Origin of the sequence: Streptomyces sp. NPDC051578 (assembly GCF_044454045.1) — a bacterium.
Taxonomy (GTDB): Bacteria; Actinomycetota; Actinomycetes; order Streptomycetales; family Streptomycetaceae; genus Streptomyces.
In genome coordinates this window covers 110,181-125,886 of record NZ_JBITDH010000010.1, presented here as the reverse complement: position 1 = coordinate 125,886, position 15,706 = coordinate 110,181, and the positions used below count along the sequence as shown (strand labels likewise).

Sequence of the window (15,706 nt, the reverse complement as noted above, 5' to 3'; positions counted from 1 at the left end):
CACGTTACGTCGGCGCGTGATCGTTTGCGATCAGGAGATGGGCGGTTCAGGGCAGGGGGATCCCCGCGACGCGGAGGGCGTGGGACAGGTCGCGGTGCTTGCCCCCGGCGAGGGCGGCGGCCGCGCGGAGCAGGCGCGGGGCGAACCAGTGCGGGTCCCGGCGGGCCAGGGCGGCGGCCTCCTCGGCGGTGCGCAGCCGGACGAAGGCGGAGAGGAGTGCGTCGGCCTCACGGTCGCGGCCGGCGGCGCCGAGGAGGAGGGCGGCCTCGGCGATCTCGGCGGTGGGGCGGGCGGCGCCCTGGCGCAGCAGCGCGTCGCAGTCGCCGTCCCGCCCGGCCTCCCCGAGGGCGGCCGCGGCGGCGGCGAGCCGGTCGGGCGGGAGGGAGGCCGCCTCCCAGAGCAGGGTGGCCCAGTCTGCGCCGAGCCCGGCGCGGCCCAGCTCCGCGGCGAACTCCGGGAGCAGGCCGGCGGGCCACGCGGCGGCCTCGCACAGCAGCGCGTGCGCCTCGCCGCCGCGGCCCTGGGCCCGCAGCCCGACCAACCGGGCCACGGTCCGGGGCACGTCCGCCGCCGCGCCGTCCCCGCCCGCGGGCCCGTGAACCGGGACGGCCGGGTGCGCCCCGGTCCCCCCGCTTCCCCGGGCCGGGGCCACCGGATCGCCACCGAGCCACGGCGAACCCCCCGGCCGCCCACCGCCACCCCCGCCCCCACGCCACGCCGGCACCCCCGGGTAGCCGTCCGGACGCTCCGGCGGAGCCGTTGCGTCGGCGTCGGGCCGAGGCGGGGCCGTCGCGTCGGCGTCGGGCGGGGGCACGGGTGACGCGTTGCTCGCGGGAGCCCACGGCGGTGACGCCGAGACGGCGTGGGGCCGAGGCGGGGCCGCCGGGTGGAATACCGAATGCTCCGGAGCCGGGGCGATGCTGAACCGGGGCGGCGGCGGCGCCGCGTGGGCTGCTGACTGCTCCGGCGGAGCCGTTGCGTCGGCGCCACGCCGAGGCGAGGCCGTCGCGTCCGCGTCGGGCCGAGGCGCGGGCGTCGCATGGTTCGCGGGAGCCCACGGCCGGGCTGCCGGGGCGGCGTCGGGGCGGGAGTCGGGCGGGAGCGTCGGGCCGTCGTGCACGGTTGGCGGTGGGGTGGGCTTCGGGGTCGCTGCCTTCGCGGGGGTGAGGTGGGCGAAGCGGGCGCCCCGGGGGGTGGCTTCCGGAGCCGGGGGGGCTTCGACGGGCAGGGACGGCGGCTCCGACCCGGCCGGCGCACCCGCGTACCGGGCCCCTCCGGCTCGCCGCCCGCCGCGCAGCCACCGCCCCTCGGCCCGCCCCACCGACCCCGCACTGCGCTGTCTCGGCACACCATCGAGCGACGCCCCGGTCGGACCGCCCTCCGGCTCCTCCCGCCGAGGCCCGAAAGGCGGCTGCCCAGGCGCCTGCGCCCCCGGATCGGCCGGCAGGTCGGCGCGCCCAGCCTTACGCAACAGCCCAGGCGACTGCGCCCGCGTATCGGCCGGCGGACCGCCGGACCCGGCCTCCCGGAGCAGCCCGAGAGGCGGGTGGCCTTGCGGATCGGCACCCGGGTCCGGTCGCACCGGCTGCGGCGCCGGGTCGGCCCTCGGAGCCGCGTGCCGGGCAGCCGCGAGCGCTCCGGGCGGCGGCTCCCCCGTCGGAACCCGGCCGGCCGCCGGGACCCCCGCGGGCGGCTCCGGCCGCGCCGTCGAATCGGCCTGCAGAAGGGCAGAGAGGCGGCTCCTCACGTCGTCCTGGCGGGACCGGGCGCGGGACGCGTCGTCCTGGAGCCAGGACAGCTCCCGGGTCAGCTCGGCCGCCTCCGCCGGGGCCGTGGCCCGGTCCCGCAGCTGCGTCAGCCGCACCAACGCCGCCTCCGCGGCCGCCCGCTGCTCCGCCGCCCGGGCCAGCAGTTCCCGCAGCTCCCGCTCCCCGCCCGGCGCCCGGTCCCACGCGGCCGCCGCCGCGTCCCGCAGCCGGGACGCGTACTCCACCTCCCCCACCGCCGCCCCCGCATCCCGCAGCAGCGACGCCAGTACGTCCCAGGGCGGTATCGCGGCGCCGTCCAGGCAGGCCCGCATCCCCTCCGGGTCCCGCCGCAGGAACTCCCCGCACCACCCCGCCCCGGGATCCAGTCTCCGCGTCAACCCATGTAAATACTCAGCGAGTTGACCGATCAGCAACGAAGTCGCCGTCTCCATCCCCGCATTGGACCCCACCCGTGTTACGGGCGGGCTACGGGAATCTCAAAGCTTGACGGCGATCCCGGTGTGCGGCCGCTTGCCCAGCCGCACCAGCGCGGCCGGCAGGTCCACGACCCGGAACTGCCACCCGTACTTGCGCGACATCAGCTTCCGCACCCGTCGCAGCCCCGTCTCGTCCAGCAGTCGCGCCTGCCCCTCCACCGCGACCGCGCCCTCCGGCACGCGCCCGCGCACATCGCAGGCGCTCACCGTGACCCGTCCGTTGTTGCGGATCCGCTTGACCTTCCACGAATCGCTGCGCGTCCACACGTACAGCTCACCCCCGTCGGCCACCGCCCAGACGGGCGTGGCGACGGGGGTGCCGTCCTTGCGGAACGTGGTGAGACTGACGTACTTGCCCTGGTTCAACTCGTCGAGCGTCATGCCCGGAGCCTACGACGGCGCCCGGGGCGCGTCAGGCCGCGCACCCGGATCCCGGGGGACGCCCGGCCTTGCCAGAGGCTCAGGCCGCAGCGAACGCGCAGCGGCGCAGCACATCGTCCAGGGACAGCCCGAGCGCCTCGGCGAGGGCGGCCACGGTGAAGAAGGCGGGGGTCGGCGCGCGGCCGGTCTCGATCTTGCGCAGGGTTTCGGCGGACAGCCCGGCGCTCGCCGCGACCTCGACCATGCTGCGGCCGCCGCGGGCCTCGCGCAGCAGCGCGCCGAGGCGCTCGCCGCGCTCGCGCTCTTCGGGGGTGAGAGGGGTACGGACCATGCGGGCATCCTACCCCGTCCCCCAATAACTATCCCGTTAAAGTTATACCGGTATAGTTATTGGCATGGTGGAACTGAAGACAGAAGAGTCGATCAACGAGATGCGTGCCGCGGGCCGGGTCGTCGCCCGGGCCCTGGCCGCCGTACGGCAGGCCGCGCGCGTGGGAGTGTCCCTGGAGGACCTGGACGGGGTGGCCCGCGAGGTACTGGCGGAGGCGGGCGCGAGCTCGCCGTTCCTCGGCTACCGGCCGCACTTCGCGCCGGTGCCCTTCCCTGGGGTCGTCTGCGCCTCGGTCAACGACGCGATCGTGCACGGCGTCCCCGACGGCTACCGGCTCCGCGACGGGGACCTGGTCAGCATCGACTGCGGGGCGAAGCTGGGCGGTTGGGTCGGGGACGCCGCGGTCAGCTTCACCGTGGGCCGTCCCCGCCCCGCCGACGTGCGGCTGATCGAGACCGCCGAGGCGGCCCTCGCGGCCGGCATCGCCGCCGCGCGCCCCGGCAACCGGATCGGCGACATCGCGCACGCCATCGGCACGGTCTGCCGCTCCGCCGGTTACGGGATCATGGAGGACTTCGGCGGCCACGGCGTGGGCCGCACCATGCACGAGGACCCGGGCGTGCCCAACGAGGGCCGGCCGGGGCGCGGCATGCAGCTGCGCCCCGGCATGGTCCTCGCGATCGAGCCGATGCTGATCGCGGGCGGCACCGACGACTACCGGTGCGACGGGGACGGCTGGACCCTGCGCACCGTCGACGGCAGCCGCGCCGCGCACTCCGAGCACACGATCGCGATCACCACCGCCGGCCCGAGGATCCTCACCGCCCTCTGAGCCTCACGCCGGTGGCCTACGAGAGGGCGTCGGACCGGGTGAACGGCGCGCGTACGCCCGCCGGACCCGGGCCCCGGACGGCAGGAACGGGCGGGCGGGCCCTACGGCTTCCCGTACGGGTGGACGACCATCGCCGATCCCCCGCCCCGGCGGCTGGTCTCGGCCGCCGCCAGCCAGCGGCCGTCCGCGAGCCGCTGTACGCCGGTCGCGGCGCCGATCTCCGGGTTCTGCCGGAAGACGTGGCCCAGCGCCTCCAACTGCGCGCGGACCGGGCTGTTCCACAGAGCCGGTTCGAGCTCCGTGTAGCTCAGGTTGCGCTGGCTGGCGCGCGGCGCGGCGATCGCGTCGACCAGCGGCAGGCCCCGGTCCAGGTGCCCGAGCAGGGTCTGGAGCACGGTGGTGATGATGGTGGCGCCGCCCGGTGAGCCGACGGCGAGCACCGGGCGCCCGCCCTCCAGGACGATGGTCGGCGACATCGACGAGCGCGGCCGCTTGCCGGGGCCGGGCAGGTTCGGGTCGGGGACGCCGGGGGCCGCGGGGGCGAAGGAGAAGTCGGTCAGCTCGTTGTTGAGCAGGAAGCCGCGGCCCGGCACGGTGATGGCGCTGCCGCCGGTGGACTCGATGGTCAGGGTGTAGGAGACGACGTTGCCCCAGCGGTCGGCGACCGTCAGGTGGGTGGTGTTCTCCCCCTCGTACGTGGTGGGCGCCGCCTGGCCGGTGGTGGCGCACGGCGCAGGCCTGCGCGGGTCACCGGGGGCGAGCGGGCTGGTCAGCGCCCGGTCCGGGGTGATCAGGCAGGCGCGGGTGTCGGCGTAGTGCTGGGAGAGCAGCTCGCGGGTGGGGACCTGCACGGCGGCCGGGTCGCCGACCCAGCGCCCCCGGTCGGCGAAGGAGATGCGGGAGGCCTCGATGTAGCGGTGCAGGTACTGCGCCTCGGAGAGCGGGCCGAGGTCGGTGCCCTCCAGGATGTTCAGCGCCTCGCCGACGGTGGTGCCGCCGGAGGAGGAGGGGGCCATGCTGTAGACGTCCAGGCCCCGATAGCGCACCTGGGTGGGGGCCTGCCGCTTCGTCTCGTAGGCCCGCAGGTCCCCGGCGGTCAGTTCGCCGGGGCGGACGATGCGGGTGGCGGACGGGCTCACGGGGGGCTTGCGTACGGCGCGGACGATGTCCTCGGCGAGCGGGCCGCGGTACAGGGCGCCGGCGCCCTTGCGGCCGAGTTCGGCGTACGTGGCGGCGAGGTCGGGGTTCTTGAAGGTGGAACCGACCACCGGCAGCGCCCCGCCCGGCAGGAACAGCTTCGCGGTGTCCGGGAAGTCCTTGAAGCGGTCCTGGTTGAGCTCGGTCTGCGCACGGAAGGTGGCGTCGACCGTGAAGCCGTCGCGGGCCAGTTTCTCCGCGGGCTTCAACAGGCGGCCGAGCGGCCGGCTGCCCCAGGCGTCGAGGGCGCTCTTCCAGGTCGCCGGGGTGCCGGGGACCCCGACGCCGCGGCCGCTGGTCTGGCCCTCGGCGAAGGGGATGGGGACGCCGTTCTCCTGGAACAGGGTGCTGGTCGCGCTCGCCGGGGCGGTCTCGCGTCCGTCGATGGTCTGCACCCGGTGGGAGGCGGCGTCGTAGTAGACGAAGTAGCCGCCCCCGCCGACCCCCGCGGAGTACGGTTCGGTGACCCCGAGCGCGGCGGCGGTGGCGACCGCCGCGTCCACGGCGTTGCCGCCCGAGCGGAGCACCTCGATGCCGGCCGCCGAGGCATCGGCGTCGACGCTGGCGACGGCACCGCCGTAGCCGACGGCGACCGGGGCCTTGGCGGGGGCGCCGGGGGCCGCCGCGGAGGGCGGGGCGGCGGCGCCGGTGGACACCAGGGCCCCGGCGAGGGCCACGAGCGCGAACTGACGTGCGGCGGGACGACGCATCCGTACCTCCAGTCGACAGCCCGTCAGATCCCCTGTGACGGGCCGGGTCCGGCACTGTAGCTTCACCGCACCCCCCACGTCAGGACCGCCCGCGGCGGGTTAACATCCGCGCCATGAACGACGACGTGCGCAACATCGTGCTCGGGGTGGTGGCCACCGCCATCAGCGGTGGTTTCGGCTGGTTCTCCCGGACGTACCTGTGGCGCCGCAAACTGCGCCGCAAGCAGGCCTTCTTCGGCCTGCCCACCGGCTCGGACTGCATGTTCGTGGTCAACCGGCAGATGGGCGGCACGGAGGGGTCGGTGCACCGCAACGACGCCTTCGCTCTGCTGGAGATATCCGCGTTGATCAAGGACTGCTCGGCGAACCTGCAGATCGTCTCCCACGACTCCGTCCGTCAGGGCTTCGGCGAGCGCGCCGAGTTCTGCGTGGGGGGACCCGTCTCCAACGCGCGCACGGCGGCGCACCTGGCGTCCATGCTGCCGGGGGTGCGGGTCGACGTCTCCGGCGAGCCGGGGCCCGACCGGGGGGCGATCCGGGTGGGCGGGGAGACGTTCCGCTGGGACAAGGGCCAGGTGGACCACGTGCTGCTGGCCCGGCTGACGACGGGGCCCGGTACCCGGCCGGTCTTCCTGATCTCGGGTCAGACCGCGATCAGCAACCAGGCGGGGGCCCGGTACCTGGCCCGGCACCACGAGGCGCTGGCCCGCAAGTACGGCGGCGACTCCTTCTGCGTGGTGCTGAAAGTGATCAACTCCCACGCCTACGGCCCGGACATGGCCGAGCTGCTGGCCGACGTCACCCGCGCGGCCCGGACACCCGTAGAGGCAGCCGCGTGATCCCGTTGATGAAGTTGGAGGTCAGCCGCTTCGGCGGCCCCGCCGGTTCGGGGGCGGGCATGAGGTCGCGCCACTGCTCGTAGAGGGTCCGCAGCTGGAGCCGGGCGAAGTGGGCGCCGAGGCAGACGTGGGGGCCGTCGCCGAAGGAGACGTGCGGGTTGGGCGAGCGGCCGAGGTCGAGTCGGCGGGGCGCCTCGAAGACCCGCTCGTCGTGGTTGGCGGAGGCGTGGAAGACCACCACCTTGTCGCCGGCGCGGATCGGCTGTCCGGCCAGTACGGTGTCGGCGGCCGCGGTGCGGCGGAAGCTGAGCACCGGCGGGTGGACGCGCAGGAGTTCCTCCACGGCCCGCTCCACGGGCACGTCGCCCCGCGCCAGCCGCCGGTAGGCGTCCGGGGCGCCGGCCAGGGCGAGCAGGCCGCCGGGCGCGGCGCTGCGCACCGTGTCGTTGCCGGCGACGGTCAGCAGGAAGAAGAACATCTCCAGTTCGCCCGGACCCAGTTCCGATGCGGCGAGGGCCGTCATCACGTCCTCGGCGGGGTGCGTCCGCTTGTACGCGGCCAGTTCGCGGGCGTAGTCGAACATCTCGCCGAGCAGGGCCGGTGAGCGGGGGTTGAGCGGTTTCCCGTCGGGGTCGCGCTGCGGCGCGGGCGCGTCCTCGGGGTCCTGGTAGCCGATGATCCGTACGGTCCAGTCCAGCAGCAGCCCCCGGTCGGCGGCCGGGACGCCCAGCAGGTCGGTCAGGTTGAGCAGGGCGTATTCGTCGGTGACGGCGGTGACGAGGTCGGCCGCCCCGTCCACGGCCCCGTCGCGGGCGGCGCACAGCAGGGTACGGGCGCGGTCGCGCACCCGGGCGGCGAAGGCGTCGACCCGGGCGGGGGTGAAGGCGCGGGCGACGAGCCGGCGCAGTCGCCCGTGGTCGCCGGCGTTGCGGCGCGGGTCCTGGTTGAGCATGGTGCGCCGCAGGAACGGCAGGTCGGCCGGGTCGGGGTCGCGGATCTGGGTGGCGCCCAGCCAGGACGAGTACGTGGCGTGGTCGCGCAGGACCCGTACGGTGTCGGCGTGCCGGGTGACGGCCCAGAACCCGGGGCCGGCGGGCCAGCCCAGGACCTCCGGTTCACGCTGCCAGGCCACCGGGTGCCGTTCGCGCAGCAGCCGGTAGCGCTCGTGCGGGATGCCCGCGGCGTAGAGGCGGGGGTCGAAGACGTCGAGGCCGTCGGGGACGTCGGCGCCGTGCGCGGGAGCGTCGGTCATGGGGCCACGCTGGCGCCCGCGCGCCCCTCCCCGCAAGGGGGCGGCGGCCGGACGGAAGCGCCGGGGGGCCCGCAGCCTCGCCGGTGACGGGCCAGCGCCCTCCCGGCGGCGCCGCGCCCCCGGCCGATCAGGCCGACCGCCACCCCGTGGGCCCACCGTGGGCGGCCTGCTCCGGCCGGACGGGCGCCAGGGGAGCACGCCGCCCTCCTCCACCGGCACGCGGCTCCCGCTTTCGCCCCGGGGGAATGCGGAGGATCGTGGGTGGTGTCCCGTAGGCAAGGCCACAGGGAGGCGCGTCATGCGCAAGGTCATGGACTGCAGGGAATACCCGAGCGAGATCGGGTGCACCCTGATGATCACTGGTGAGGAAGACGAAGTCCTGGGCGCGGCCGTCCAGCACGCCGTCACCGTGCACGGTGAAGAGGACACCCCGGAGTTCCGTACGGCGCTGCGCGGCATGCTGAAGCCCGAGGTGCCCCAGCACGCCTGAGCCGGCCGGCTCGGGCGGCCAGGTCGTCTCTTTCGGGTCAGGCAGGATCCGGAAGAGCCGGCCTAGCCCCTGCGGCGCAGGGCGGTCGTCAGGGCGGTGAGTTCCGTCAGGCGCAGGGGCGCGGCGAGGAGGAGGACGACGAGGGCGAGGGCCACGGCGCCTGCGCCGGAGGCGGCGAACGGGCCGGCTCCCTCGCAGGCGCGGGCGGCGGCGTAGCCGGCGGCGGCCGCGGGCAGGCACGCGGCCAGCAGCCGCAGGTGGGTGCCCACCGCCGTGGGGGTGCCTGCGGTGCGGCCCCGCGTGCGCGGGCCGAGCCGCCGGGCGAGGGCGTACGCGGTGACCGCCGCGCCCGCCGTGAAGGCGACCGAGGAGGCCGCGGCCATGCCGGTCACGATCCAGCGCACGGGCAGGGTTTCGTACGCGGTGTAGGAGAGCCCCGCGTTCAGGGCGACGACGACCAGGTTGAGGAAGAACGGGGTCCGGGTGTCGGAGAGCGCGTAGAACGCGCGCGAGAGGACGTACTGGGCGCAGAAGGCGACCAGGCCGGGGGCGAACGCCGCGAGTATCCCCGCCATCACCGCGGCGTCGGCCGCCTTGACCTCGCCGTACTGGAAGACGCAGGCGGTCAGCCAGGGTGCGAGCGCCGCGAACAGCGCGGCGGCGGGCACGATGAGCGCGGCGCCGGTGCGCAGGGCGTAGGAGACGTCGCGGCGGACGGCGCCGAGGTCGCCCGAGGCGGCGGCCGCACTCATCCGGGGCATCAGGGCGGTGACGAGGGAGACGGTGACGATGCCCTGCGGGACGATCCACAGCTGGTAGGCGTTGGTGTAGGCGACGTAGCCGACGCCGCCCGCCACCCCTTCGGCCTGGCCGAGTTTCCCGGCCGTGGTGGAGAGCCGGGTCACGACCCAGTAGGCGAACTGGTTGGAGAGGACGAGCAGGACCAGCCAGCCCGCGTTGCGCAGGGGGCGGGCGAGGCCGCTGCCGCGCCAGTCGAAGCGCGGCCGCCAGCGGAAGCCGGCGGAGCGCAGGGACGGGAGCAGGGCGAGGGCCTGGACGACGATGCCCGCGGTGGTGCCGATGCCGAAGAGCCGGGTCTCGGCGGCGGTGAAGCCCTTGCCGCCGCCGTGCGAGAGGACGAGGAAGAGCCCGAAGACGGCTGTGACCACGAGGTTGTTGAGGACCGGGGTCCACATCATCGCCCCGAACCTGCCGCGGGCGTTCAGCACTTGACCGAGCAGGGTGAACAGCCCGTAGAAGAATATCTGCGGGAGGCAGAACCGGGCCAGGGCCACGGTGGAGTCCACCTCGGCCGGTGCGTACGCGGCGGGCGTGTACGCCGAGATGATCACCGGGGCGGCCAGCACGGCCACGGCGGTCAGCGCGAGGAGTGCCGCGGTACAGGCGGTGAGCAGCCGGTCGGTGTACGCGGCGCCGCCGTCGGGGTGTTCGCGGGCGGCCCTCACCAGCTCGGGCACGAAGACGGCGTTGAGCGCGCCGCCGATGAGCAGCATGTAGATGATGTTGGGGACGGTGTTGGCGACCGCGTAGCCGTCACCGCGGATCTGGGTACCGAGGGCCGCGAGGACGACGGCGGAGCGGACGAACCCGGTGGCCCTGGAGACGATCGAGCCGGCTGCCATCAGTGCGCCGCTGCGCTGCACCGAGGCCTTGCGCGGCGCGGCGTCCGGGCGCTCGGTGAGCGGCGGCGCCCCGGTGGCCGTCACCGGCTGCCCGGGTCGGTGTGTCGGTCCATCGGTGGTCCCCCGCTCGTCACGACCGGCCGCTCGTCGTCGACCGCCACCGAGGGTAACCCGGGCCCGCTGTTGACACGAAGTCAATCGTTACCCGTACGTAACTTACTCACGGGTTACCTACGGTAAGCCGCTCCCGTTACCGTCGGCACACTTTGTCACCGGCGCACGCGAGGAGCATCGATGCCCCGCACCACCAGCACCGCAGCAGCCGTGTCGGCCCTGCTGGCCGCAGCCGCCCTGGGCCTGTCCCCCCACCAGGCCCAAGCGGCGGACACGGACGCGGCCACCGCGGCGACCTCCGGTCCAGCGGACACCTCGTCCTCGTCCCGGCTGCGCTTCCACGACATCCCCGGATCCGGCGGGATCACCCTCAAGGGCAACGTCTTCACCCCGGCCGACGCCGAGAGCGGACGGACGTACCCGCTGATCGTGCTGCCCACCAGCTGGGGCCTGCCGCAGATCGAATACGTCGCCCAGGCGAAGCAGCTCGCCGACTCCGGCTACGTGGTGGTCAGTTACACCTCCCGGGGCTTCTGGCTCTCCGGCGGCCAGATCGAGGTCGCGGGGCCGCCCGACGTCGCCGACGTCTCGGCCGTCATCGACTGGGCCCTGGCCCACACCCCCGCCGACGCCCGGCACATCGGCCTGGGCGGGGTCTCGTACGGCGCCGGCATCAGCCTGCTGGCCTCCGCGCACGACCCGCGGATCAAGGCCGTGGTCGCCCTCAGCGGCTGGGCCGACATCGTCGACTCCATCTACTCCGGCCGCACCCAGCACCTCCAGGCCGCCGGACTGCTCGGCGCCGCCGGCTACCTCACCGGCCGTCCCGGACCCGAACTGCAGGGCATACTCGGCGACTTCCTCGGCTCCCGGCTGGACCGCGAGCCGCAGATGATCGCATGGGGCAAGGTCCGCTCGGCGGCCTACCAGGTCGACCGGATCAACGCGAACGGCCCCGCCGTCATGATGGGCAACGCCTGGGGCGACACCATCTTCCCGCCCAACCAGTACGCGGACTTCTTCGAGAAGCTGACCGGCCCCAAGCGCCTGGAGTTCCGCCCCGGCGACCACGCCACCGCCGAGGCCACCGGCCTGCTGGGGCTGCCCAACGACACCTGGACCAACGCGCGGCGCTGGTTCGACCGTTACCTCAAGGGCGAGCGCAACGGCGTCGACGCCGAGTCCCCCGTACAGATCAAGTCCCGCAGCGACAGTGGCTACGAGGGCTACGCCGACTGGAAGTCCGTGGGCTCGGGCGGCTCCGAGAAACTCGCGCTCTCCGACAGCGAGCACGTCTGGGCGAACGTCGACTCCGGCGCCGACGGCGGGGTGGTCTTCCTCTCCAGCGTCCTCGACCAGCTCGCCAAGGCGCCCCCGGCCGCGTCGATCCCGCTGCTGCCCCGCGCCTTCGCCGCGGTGTGGCAGTCGGAGCGCTACGACGCCGACCGGCGCGTGCGCGGCACCGTCGCGCTGCACACCACCGTGACCCCCACCGCGGGGGACGGCACCTTCGTCGCGTACCTGTACGACGTCGGTCCCCTGGGCATCGGCAAGCTGGTCACCAACGCCCCGTACACCTTCCACGGGAAGACGCCCGGCCAGGCCTTCGGGGTGGACCTGGACCTCTTCTCCACCGCCTACGACGTGCCCGCCGGCCACCGGCTCGCCGTGGTCATCGACACGGTGGACCCGCTGTACATCGAACACAACCCGGCCGGCGCACAGCTGACCTTCTCCTCACCGCGCACCGATCCCTCGTACGTCTCGGTGCCGCTGCGCGAGCAGTGATCCACGGCTGCTGCCGGCCGGGCCGGTTCCAGGGGTTACCGCAGCGGCGCGCCCGGCAGCAGCGTGCCCGGATCGGCGGGGGCGACGTCGACCGCCTCGGTCTTGGGGTTCCGGCGCTGGCGTCTGGCCACCCAGGTCGCGAGCCAGGACAGCAGCATGCACATCCCGATGTAGACCGGTGAGATGACCATCACCACCGGGATGAAGGGCAGGTCGTAGTCCAGGTTCGAGGCAATCAGCTTCCCGGCGTGCAGGAACTCCTCGTAGGTGATCAGGAAGCCCAGCGAGGTGTCCTTGAGGGCCACCACCAGCTGGCTGATGATCGCGGGAAGCATCGCCCGTACCGCCTGCGGCGCCAGTACGTGGGTCATCACCTGCGTCTTGCGCATGCCCAGGGCGTACGCGGCTTCGCGCTGGCCCTTCTCGACCGCGTTGACGCCCGTACGGAAGACCTCGGCCAGGACCGAGCCGTTGTACAGAGTCAGCCCGGCCACCAGGGCCGGCAGCGGCTGCACCTTGAGCGCGACGAAGATGAAGAAGATCATCACGAGGACGGGCATGGCCCGGAAGAACTCCACGAACAAGGTGGCCAGCCAGCGCACCGGGCGGTGCGCGGACAGCCGCCCGGTGGCGAGCACGGCGCCGAGTGCGGCGGAGAGCACCGAGGCGTAGGCGAAGGCCTTGAGGGTGTTTCCGAGGCCGGTGAGCAGCAGGTCCTGGATGCCCTCGTACTCGAAGGGCGTCCACTTGGCCGAGGTGAACTGGTGGGTGTCGAAGAGCAGGTAGATGATCCAGCCCAGCAGCGCGAGGACCAGCGCGGTCGAGAGGATGCCGTAGAGGAGGTGCCGGCGCCGGGCCAGCGGGCCGGGGATGTCGTAGAGGGCGGTGGACTGCGTGTCCCCGTGGAGCGCGTGCGCGGTCATCGGGCGACTCCCCAGCGCTTCTCCAGCACGTTGAACAGCGCGCTGATGGACAGGGTGATGATCAGGTAGCCGACGGCGATCCAGACGAACGTCCAGATGATGCTGTAGCCCAGCTCGTTGAGGGTCTTGTAGGTGCCCAGCAGCTCGGTGACGCTGAACGCGCCGGCGATCGCGGAGTTCTTGGCGAGGGCGATCAGGGTGGAGCCGATCGGCGGGATGACGGAGCGGAATGCCTGGGGCAGCACCACGGCGCCCAGGGTCTGGGTGAAGGACAGGCCGAGGCTGCGGGCCGCCTCGCCCTGGCCCTTGGGCACGGTGTTGATGCCCGAGCGCAGCACCTCGCAGATGAAGGCGGAGGTGTAGCAGCCGAGCGCGAGCACGGCGAACAGCTGGAAGGGCAGGACCAGCCCGAACCGGGGCAGGCCCAGCAGGACGGCGAAGAACAGCAGGGTGAGCGGGGTGTTGCGCAGCACGTTCACCCACACCGCGCCGACGACGCGCAGGGAGCCGATGGGGGCGACGCGGAAGGAGGCCATCACGAAGCCCAGGGCGAGGGCGAGGAGGGAGGCGTAGACGGTGAGTTCCAGGGTTCCGAGGAAGCCCTTGCCGTAGAGCGAGAAGTTCTTGGTCAGTACGTCCATGGCGGTGCGCTCTCCCCTCAGCCGGCCGGGTAGCGGTCGATGGCGGGCGGTTTCGGGGCCGGCACGCCGGAAACGCCGAGCGTGGCCTGGTAGGCCTTCTTCCAGTTCCCGTTCTTCTCGTTCTGGGCGAGGGCGTCGTCGAGGGCGAAGCGCAGCGCGTTGTCGGAGCGCGGGACGCCGATGCCGTAGGGCTCCTCGGAGAAGGGCTTGCCGACGACCTTGAGCTCTTCGGGGACCTTCGCGGCGTAGCCGAGGAGGATCGAGTCGTCCGTGGAGACGGCGTCGACCTGGTAGGTGAGCAGGTTGTCGACGCAGACGGAGTAGGTGTCGTAGGCGACGAGCACCGCCTTGGGGTACTCGCGCTGGAGGCGCTGGTAGGGGGTGGAGCCGGCGGCGGAGCAGACCTTCTTGCCGGCGAGGTCGGCGGGGCCCTTGATGTCCTTCTCGTTCTTGCGCACGAGCAGCGACTGGCCGGCCATGAAGTAGGGGCCGGCGAAGCCGACCTGCTTCTTGCGGTTGGCGTTGATGGTGTAGGTGCCGACGTAGAAGTCGATCTGGCCGTTCTGGAGGGCGGTCTCGCGGTTGGCGGAGGCGATGGTCTTGAACTCGATGGTCTTGGGGTCGAAGCCGAGGGCGGCCGACATCATCTTGGCGATCTCGATGTCGAAGCCGGAGTAGCGGCCGCTGGAGGGGTCCTTCTCCCCGAGGTAGGGCTGGTCCTCCTTGGCGCCGACGATGAGGTGGCCGCGGCGCTCGGCCCGCTCCCAGGTGCGCGAGTCGGGCAGTCGGAAGCCGGTGGCGACGTGGTACACGGGCAGGGCTTCGGGCGGCGGCCCCTTGACCGGGGGGCTGCCGGACCGGCCGCAGCCGGTGGCGGCGCCGAGCAGCGCGAGCAGGAGCAGGGCGAGCAGGCACACGGACGTGCGGGAGCCGATGCGGCGTTTCACGGGCCGTCCCCCTCAGTGCTTGAGGATCTTGGAGAGGAAGTCGCGGGCCCGGTCGCTCTCGGGTGCGGTGAAGAACGCCTCCGGGGTCCGGTCCTCGATGATCTTCCCGTCGGCCATGAACACGACGCGGTTGGCGGCGGAGCGGGCGAAGCCCATCTCGTGCGTCACCACGACCATGGTCATGCCCTCGGCGGCGAGCCGCCGCATGACCTCCAGCACCTCGTTGATCATCTCGGGGTCGAGTGCGGAGGTGGGCTCGTCGAAGAGCAGCGCCTGTGGGCTCATCGCGAGGGCGCGGGCGATGGCGACCCGCTGCTGCTGGCCGCCGGAGAGCTGGGCCGGGTACTTGTCGGCCTGGTCGGCGAGGCCCACCCGCTCCAGCAGTTCGCGGGAGCGTTTGTCGGCCTCCTCCTTCTTGCGCTTCCTGACCTTGATCTGGGCGAGGGAGACGTTGGCGAGGACGGTCTTGTGGGCGAAGAGGTTGAAGGACTGGAAGACCATGCCGACCTCGGCCCGCAGCCCGGCGAGCTCCTTGCCCTCGGCGGGCAGGGGCCGGCCGTCGAGGACGATCGAGCCGGACTCGATGGTCTCCAGCCGGTTGATGACCCGGCACAGCGTCGACTTCCCGGAGCCGGAGGGGCCGATGACCACCACCACCTCCCCGCGGCCGACGGTGAGGTTGATGTCTTGGAGGACGTGCAGTTTCCCGTAGTACTTGTTGACGTCCCGCAGCTCGATCAACGGATCGACGGCCATACGCTGCCCTGCCCACTTGTCGGTGTCGAGGTCAGCGCAAACTATCCAGCCGCGGAAGGGCACTTCGCCGCGACACGCCTAAAGCTGACATAAAGGCCTTGGAGATCAGCCCTCCGAGGCCTCGGCGTAGGCCTGGGACAGCTCCGGCGATCCCGTGACGGCCCAGGAAACGCCCGACTCGACCACGTTCAGCTCCCGGCCGGAGCCGAGCCGGATCACGGGCTGGCCGTTGGGCCACACCTGCCAGCGGGCCCCCGTGATGGTCCGGACGATCACGGTGCCGAGGTAGAAACCGGCGTCGTTCCCCAGCCAGGGCACGGCCTCAGGGTCCCGCCGCCACCGCGGCATCAGCTGGTCCAGCGCCTCCAACGACGCCGGGCTCCCGTCGAGTTCGAGCCCGGCGGACCTCGCCTGGGAGCGCAGCATCTCGCACTCCGCGAACAGCTCCGCGACGCCCTCGGGATCGTCCGCGAGGGCGGTGGCCAGCGCCGCACCCTGTTCCGTCGCGTGCCGGTTCCGCCAGTTGGCCAGGAAAGGGATGTTCATACCGACCAGCCTCGCACCGCCGTCCCCGCCTGGCCACAGGGCGCGCAGGACCCGGATCGCGGCTCTGCGGG

The 15,706-nt window shown here is 73.4% G+C and carries 15 protein-coding genes; 4 read left to right on the top strand and 11 right to left on the bottom strand.

Annotated elements, in window-relative coordinates; genetic code table 11:
* Positions 1–46 precede the first annotated feature (46 nt).
* The 3 genes from ACIA6C_RS29435 to ACIA6C_RS29425 form a co-directional block, all read right to left on the bottom strand.
* Positions 47–562, bottom strand: coding sequence for a hypothetical protein (locus tag ACIA6C_RS29435; RefSeq protein ID WP_361139173.1), 516 nt, complete (start codon positions 560–562; stop codon positions 47–49).
* Positions 563–2,245: 1,683 nt separating this feature from the next.
* Complete coding sequence (locus ACIA6C_RS29430; RefSeq protein WP_399280398.1) at positions 2,246–2,626, bottom strand: PPOX class F420-dependent oxidoreductase; 381 nt, start codon at positions 2,624–2,626, stop codon at positions 2,246–2,248.
* A gap of 79 nt (positions 2,627–2,705) precedes the next feature.
* Positions 2,706–2,957: a helix-turn-helix transcriptional regulator gene (locus ACIA6C_RS29425; protein WP_361139168.1), complete on the bottom strand. Its 252-nt coding sequence runs from the start codon at positions 2,955–2,957 to the stop codon at positions 2,706–2,708.
* 64 nt (positions 2,958–3,021) lie between these two features.
* Here ACIA6C_RS29425 and map point away from each other — a divergent pair, with 64 nt between their 5' ends.
* Positions 3,022–3,789 (top strand): type I methionyl aminopeptidase, encoded by a 768-nt coding sequence (gene map / locus ACIA6C_RS29420; RefSeq protein ID WP_399280396.1) that lies wholly within the window; start codon positions 3,022–3,024, stop codon positions 3,787–3,789.
* Positions 3,790–3,890: 101 nt separating this feature from the next.
* On the opposite strand, the gene ggt is transcribed toward map, so the two are convergent.
* Positions 3,891–5,696, bottom strand: coding sequence for a gamma-glutamyltransferase (ggt, locus tag ACIA6C_RS29415; protein ID WP_399280394.1), 1,806 nt, complete (start codon positions 5,694–5,696; stop codon positions 3,891–3,893).
* Between the two features lie 113 nt (positions 5,697–5,809).
* Here ggt and ACIA6C_RS29410 point away from each other — a divergent pair, with 113 nt between their 5' ends.
* Entirely contained in the window at positions 5,810–6,535 is a 726-nt protein-coding gene (locus ACIA6C_RS29410) for a hypothetical protein (RefSeq protein WP_399280392.1), read from the top strand.
* Here the strand turns inward: ACIA6C_RS29410 and ACIA6C_RS29405 are convergent.
* Positions 6,495–7,787, bottom strand: coding sequence for a cytochrome P450 (locus ACIA6C_RS29405; RefSeq protein WP_399280391.1), 1,293 nt, complete (start codon positions 7,785–7,787; stop codon positions 6,495–6,497). The two genes, ACIA6C_RS29410 and ACIA6C_RS29405, sit on opposite strands and share 41 nt — an antisense overlap.
* 298 nt (positions 7,788–8,085) lie before the next feature.
* Between ACIA6C_RS29405 and ACIA6C_RS29400 the strand changes: the two genes are divergently transcribed.
* Positions 8,086–8,277, top strand: coding sequence for a DUF1059 domain-containing protein (locus ACIA6C_RS29400; RefSeq protein ID WP_366080348.1), 192 nt, complete (start codon positions 8,086–8,088; stop codon positions 8,275–8,277).
* A gap of 62 nt (positions 8,278–8,339) precedes the next feature.
* On the opposite strand, the gene murJ is transcribed toward ACIA6C_RS29400, so the two are convergent.
* A complete protein-coding gene (gene murJ / locus ACIA6C_RS29395; RefSeq protein ID WP_399280388.1) occupies positions 8,340–10,004 on the bottom strand; it encodes a murein biosynthesis integral membrane protein MurJ in 1,665 nt (554 codons plus the stop codon).
* Positions 10,005–10,214: 210 nt separating this feature from the next.
* On the opposite strand from murJ, the gene ACIA6C_RS29390 reads away from it, so the two are divergent.
* Positions 10,215–11,822 (top strand): CocE/NonD family hydrolase, encoded by a 1,608-nt coding sequence (locus ACIA6C_RS29390; protein ID WP_399280386.1) that lies wholly within the window; start codon positions 10,215–10,217, stop codon positions 11,820–11,822.
* A 35-nt stretch (positions 11,823–11,857) separates the two neighbouring features.
* Here ACIA6C_RS29390 and ACIA6C_RS29385 read toward each other — a convergent pair whose 3' ends face one another.
* The 5 genes from ACIA6C_RS29385 to ACIA6C_RS29365 form a co-directional block, all read right to left on the bottom strand.
* Positions 11,858–12,745: an amino acid ABC transporter permease gene (locus tag ACIA6C_RS29385; protein ID WP_399280384.1), complete on the bottom strand. Its 888-nt coding sequence runs from the start codon at positions 12,743–12,745 to the stop codon at positions 11,858–11,860.
* Entirely contained in the window at positions 12,742–13,386 is a 645-nt protein-coding gene (locus tag ACIA6C_RS29380; protein WP_366081927.1) for an amino acid ABC transporter permease, read from the bottom strand. The genes ACIA6C_RS29385 and ACIA6C_RS29380 overlap by 4 nt, the downstream gene beginning before the upstream one ends.
* Before the next feature lie 17 nt (positions 13,387–13,403).
* Positions 13,404–14,333 (bottom strand): glutamate ABC transporter substrate-binding protein, encoded by a 930-nt coding sequence (locus ACIA6C_RS29375; RefSeq protein WP_399280382.1) that lies wholly within the window; start codon positions 14,331–14,333, stop codon positions 13,404–13,406.
* 12 nt (positions 14,334–14,345) lie between these two features.
* Positions 14,346–15,089, bottom strand: a complete 744-nt coding sequence (locus tag ACIA6C_RS29370) for an amino acid ABC transporter ATP-binding protein (RefSeq protein WP_361139143.1) — start codon at positions 15,087–15,089, stop codon at positions 14,346–14,348.
* Between the two features lie 105 nt (positions 15,090–15,194).
* Entirely contained in the window at positions 15,195–15,635 is a 441-nt protein-coding gene (locus ACIA6C_RS29365) for a DUF6278 family protein (RefSeq protein ID WP_399280380.1), read from the bottom strand.
* Between the last annotated feature and the right edge of the window lie 71 nt (positions 15,636–15,706).

What these genes read in the sequence shown, in the direction of transcription:
- map (WP_399280396.1), top strand. Translation starts at nt 3,022, where the DNA reads ATGGTGGAACTGAAGACAGAAGAGTCGATCAACGAGATGCGTGCCGCG.
- ACIA6C_RS29405 (WP_399280391.1), bottom strand. Translation starts at nt 7,787, where the DNA reads ATGACCGACGCTCCCGCGCACGGCGCCGACGTCCCCGACGGCCTCGAC.
- ACIA6C_RS29365 (WP_399280380.1), bottom strand. Translation starts at nt 15,635, where the DNA reads ATGAACATCCCTTTCCTGGCCAACTGGCGGAACCGGCACGCGACGGAA.
- ACIA6C_RS29430 (WP_399280398.1), bottom strand. Translation starts at nt 2,626, where the DNA reads ATGACGCTCGACGAGTTGAACCAGGGCAAGTACGTCAGTCTCACCACG.
- ACIA6C_RS29425 (WP_361139168.1), bottom strand. Translation starts at nt 2,957, where the DNA reads ATGGTCCGTACCCCTCTCACCCCCGAAGAGCGCGAGCGCGGCGAGCGC.
- ACIA6C_RS29390 (WP_399280386.1), top strand. Translation starts at nt 10,215, where the DNA reads ATGCCCCGCACCACCAGCACCGCAGCAGCCGTGTCGGCCCTGCTGGCC.
- ACIA6C_RS29400 (WP_366080348.1), top strand. Translation starts at nt 8,086, where the DNA reads ATGCGCAAGGTCATGGACTGCAGGGAATACCCGAGCGAGATCGGGTGC.
- ACIA6C_RS29370 (WP_361139143.1), bottom strand. Translation starts at nt 15,089, where the DNA reads ATGGCCGTCGATCCGTTGATCGAGCTGCGGGACGTCAACAAGTACTAC.
- ggt (WP_399280394.1), bottom strand. Translation starts at nt 5,696, where the DNA reads ATGCGTCGTCCCGCCGCACGTCAGTTCGCGCTCGTGGCCCTCGCCGGG.
- ACIA6C_RS29410 (WP_399280392.1), top strand. Translation starts at nt 5,810, where the DNA reads ATGAACGACGACGTGCGCAACATCGTGCTCGGGGTGGTGGCCACCGCC.
- ACIA6C_RS29380 (WP_366081927.1), bottom strand. Translation starts at nt 13,386, where the DNA reads ATGGACGTACTGACCAAGAACTTCTCGCTCTACGGCAAGGGCTTCCTC.
- ACIA6C_RS29385 (WP_399280384.1), bottom strand. Translation starts at nt 12,745, where the DNA reads ATGACCGCGCACGCGCTCCACGGGGACACGCAGTCCACCGCCCTCTAC.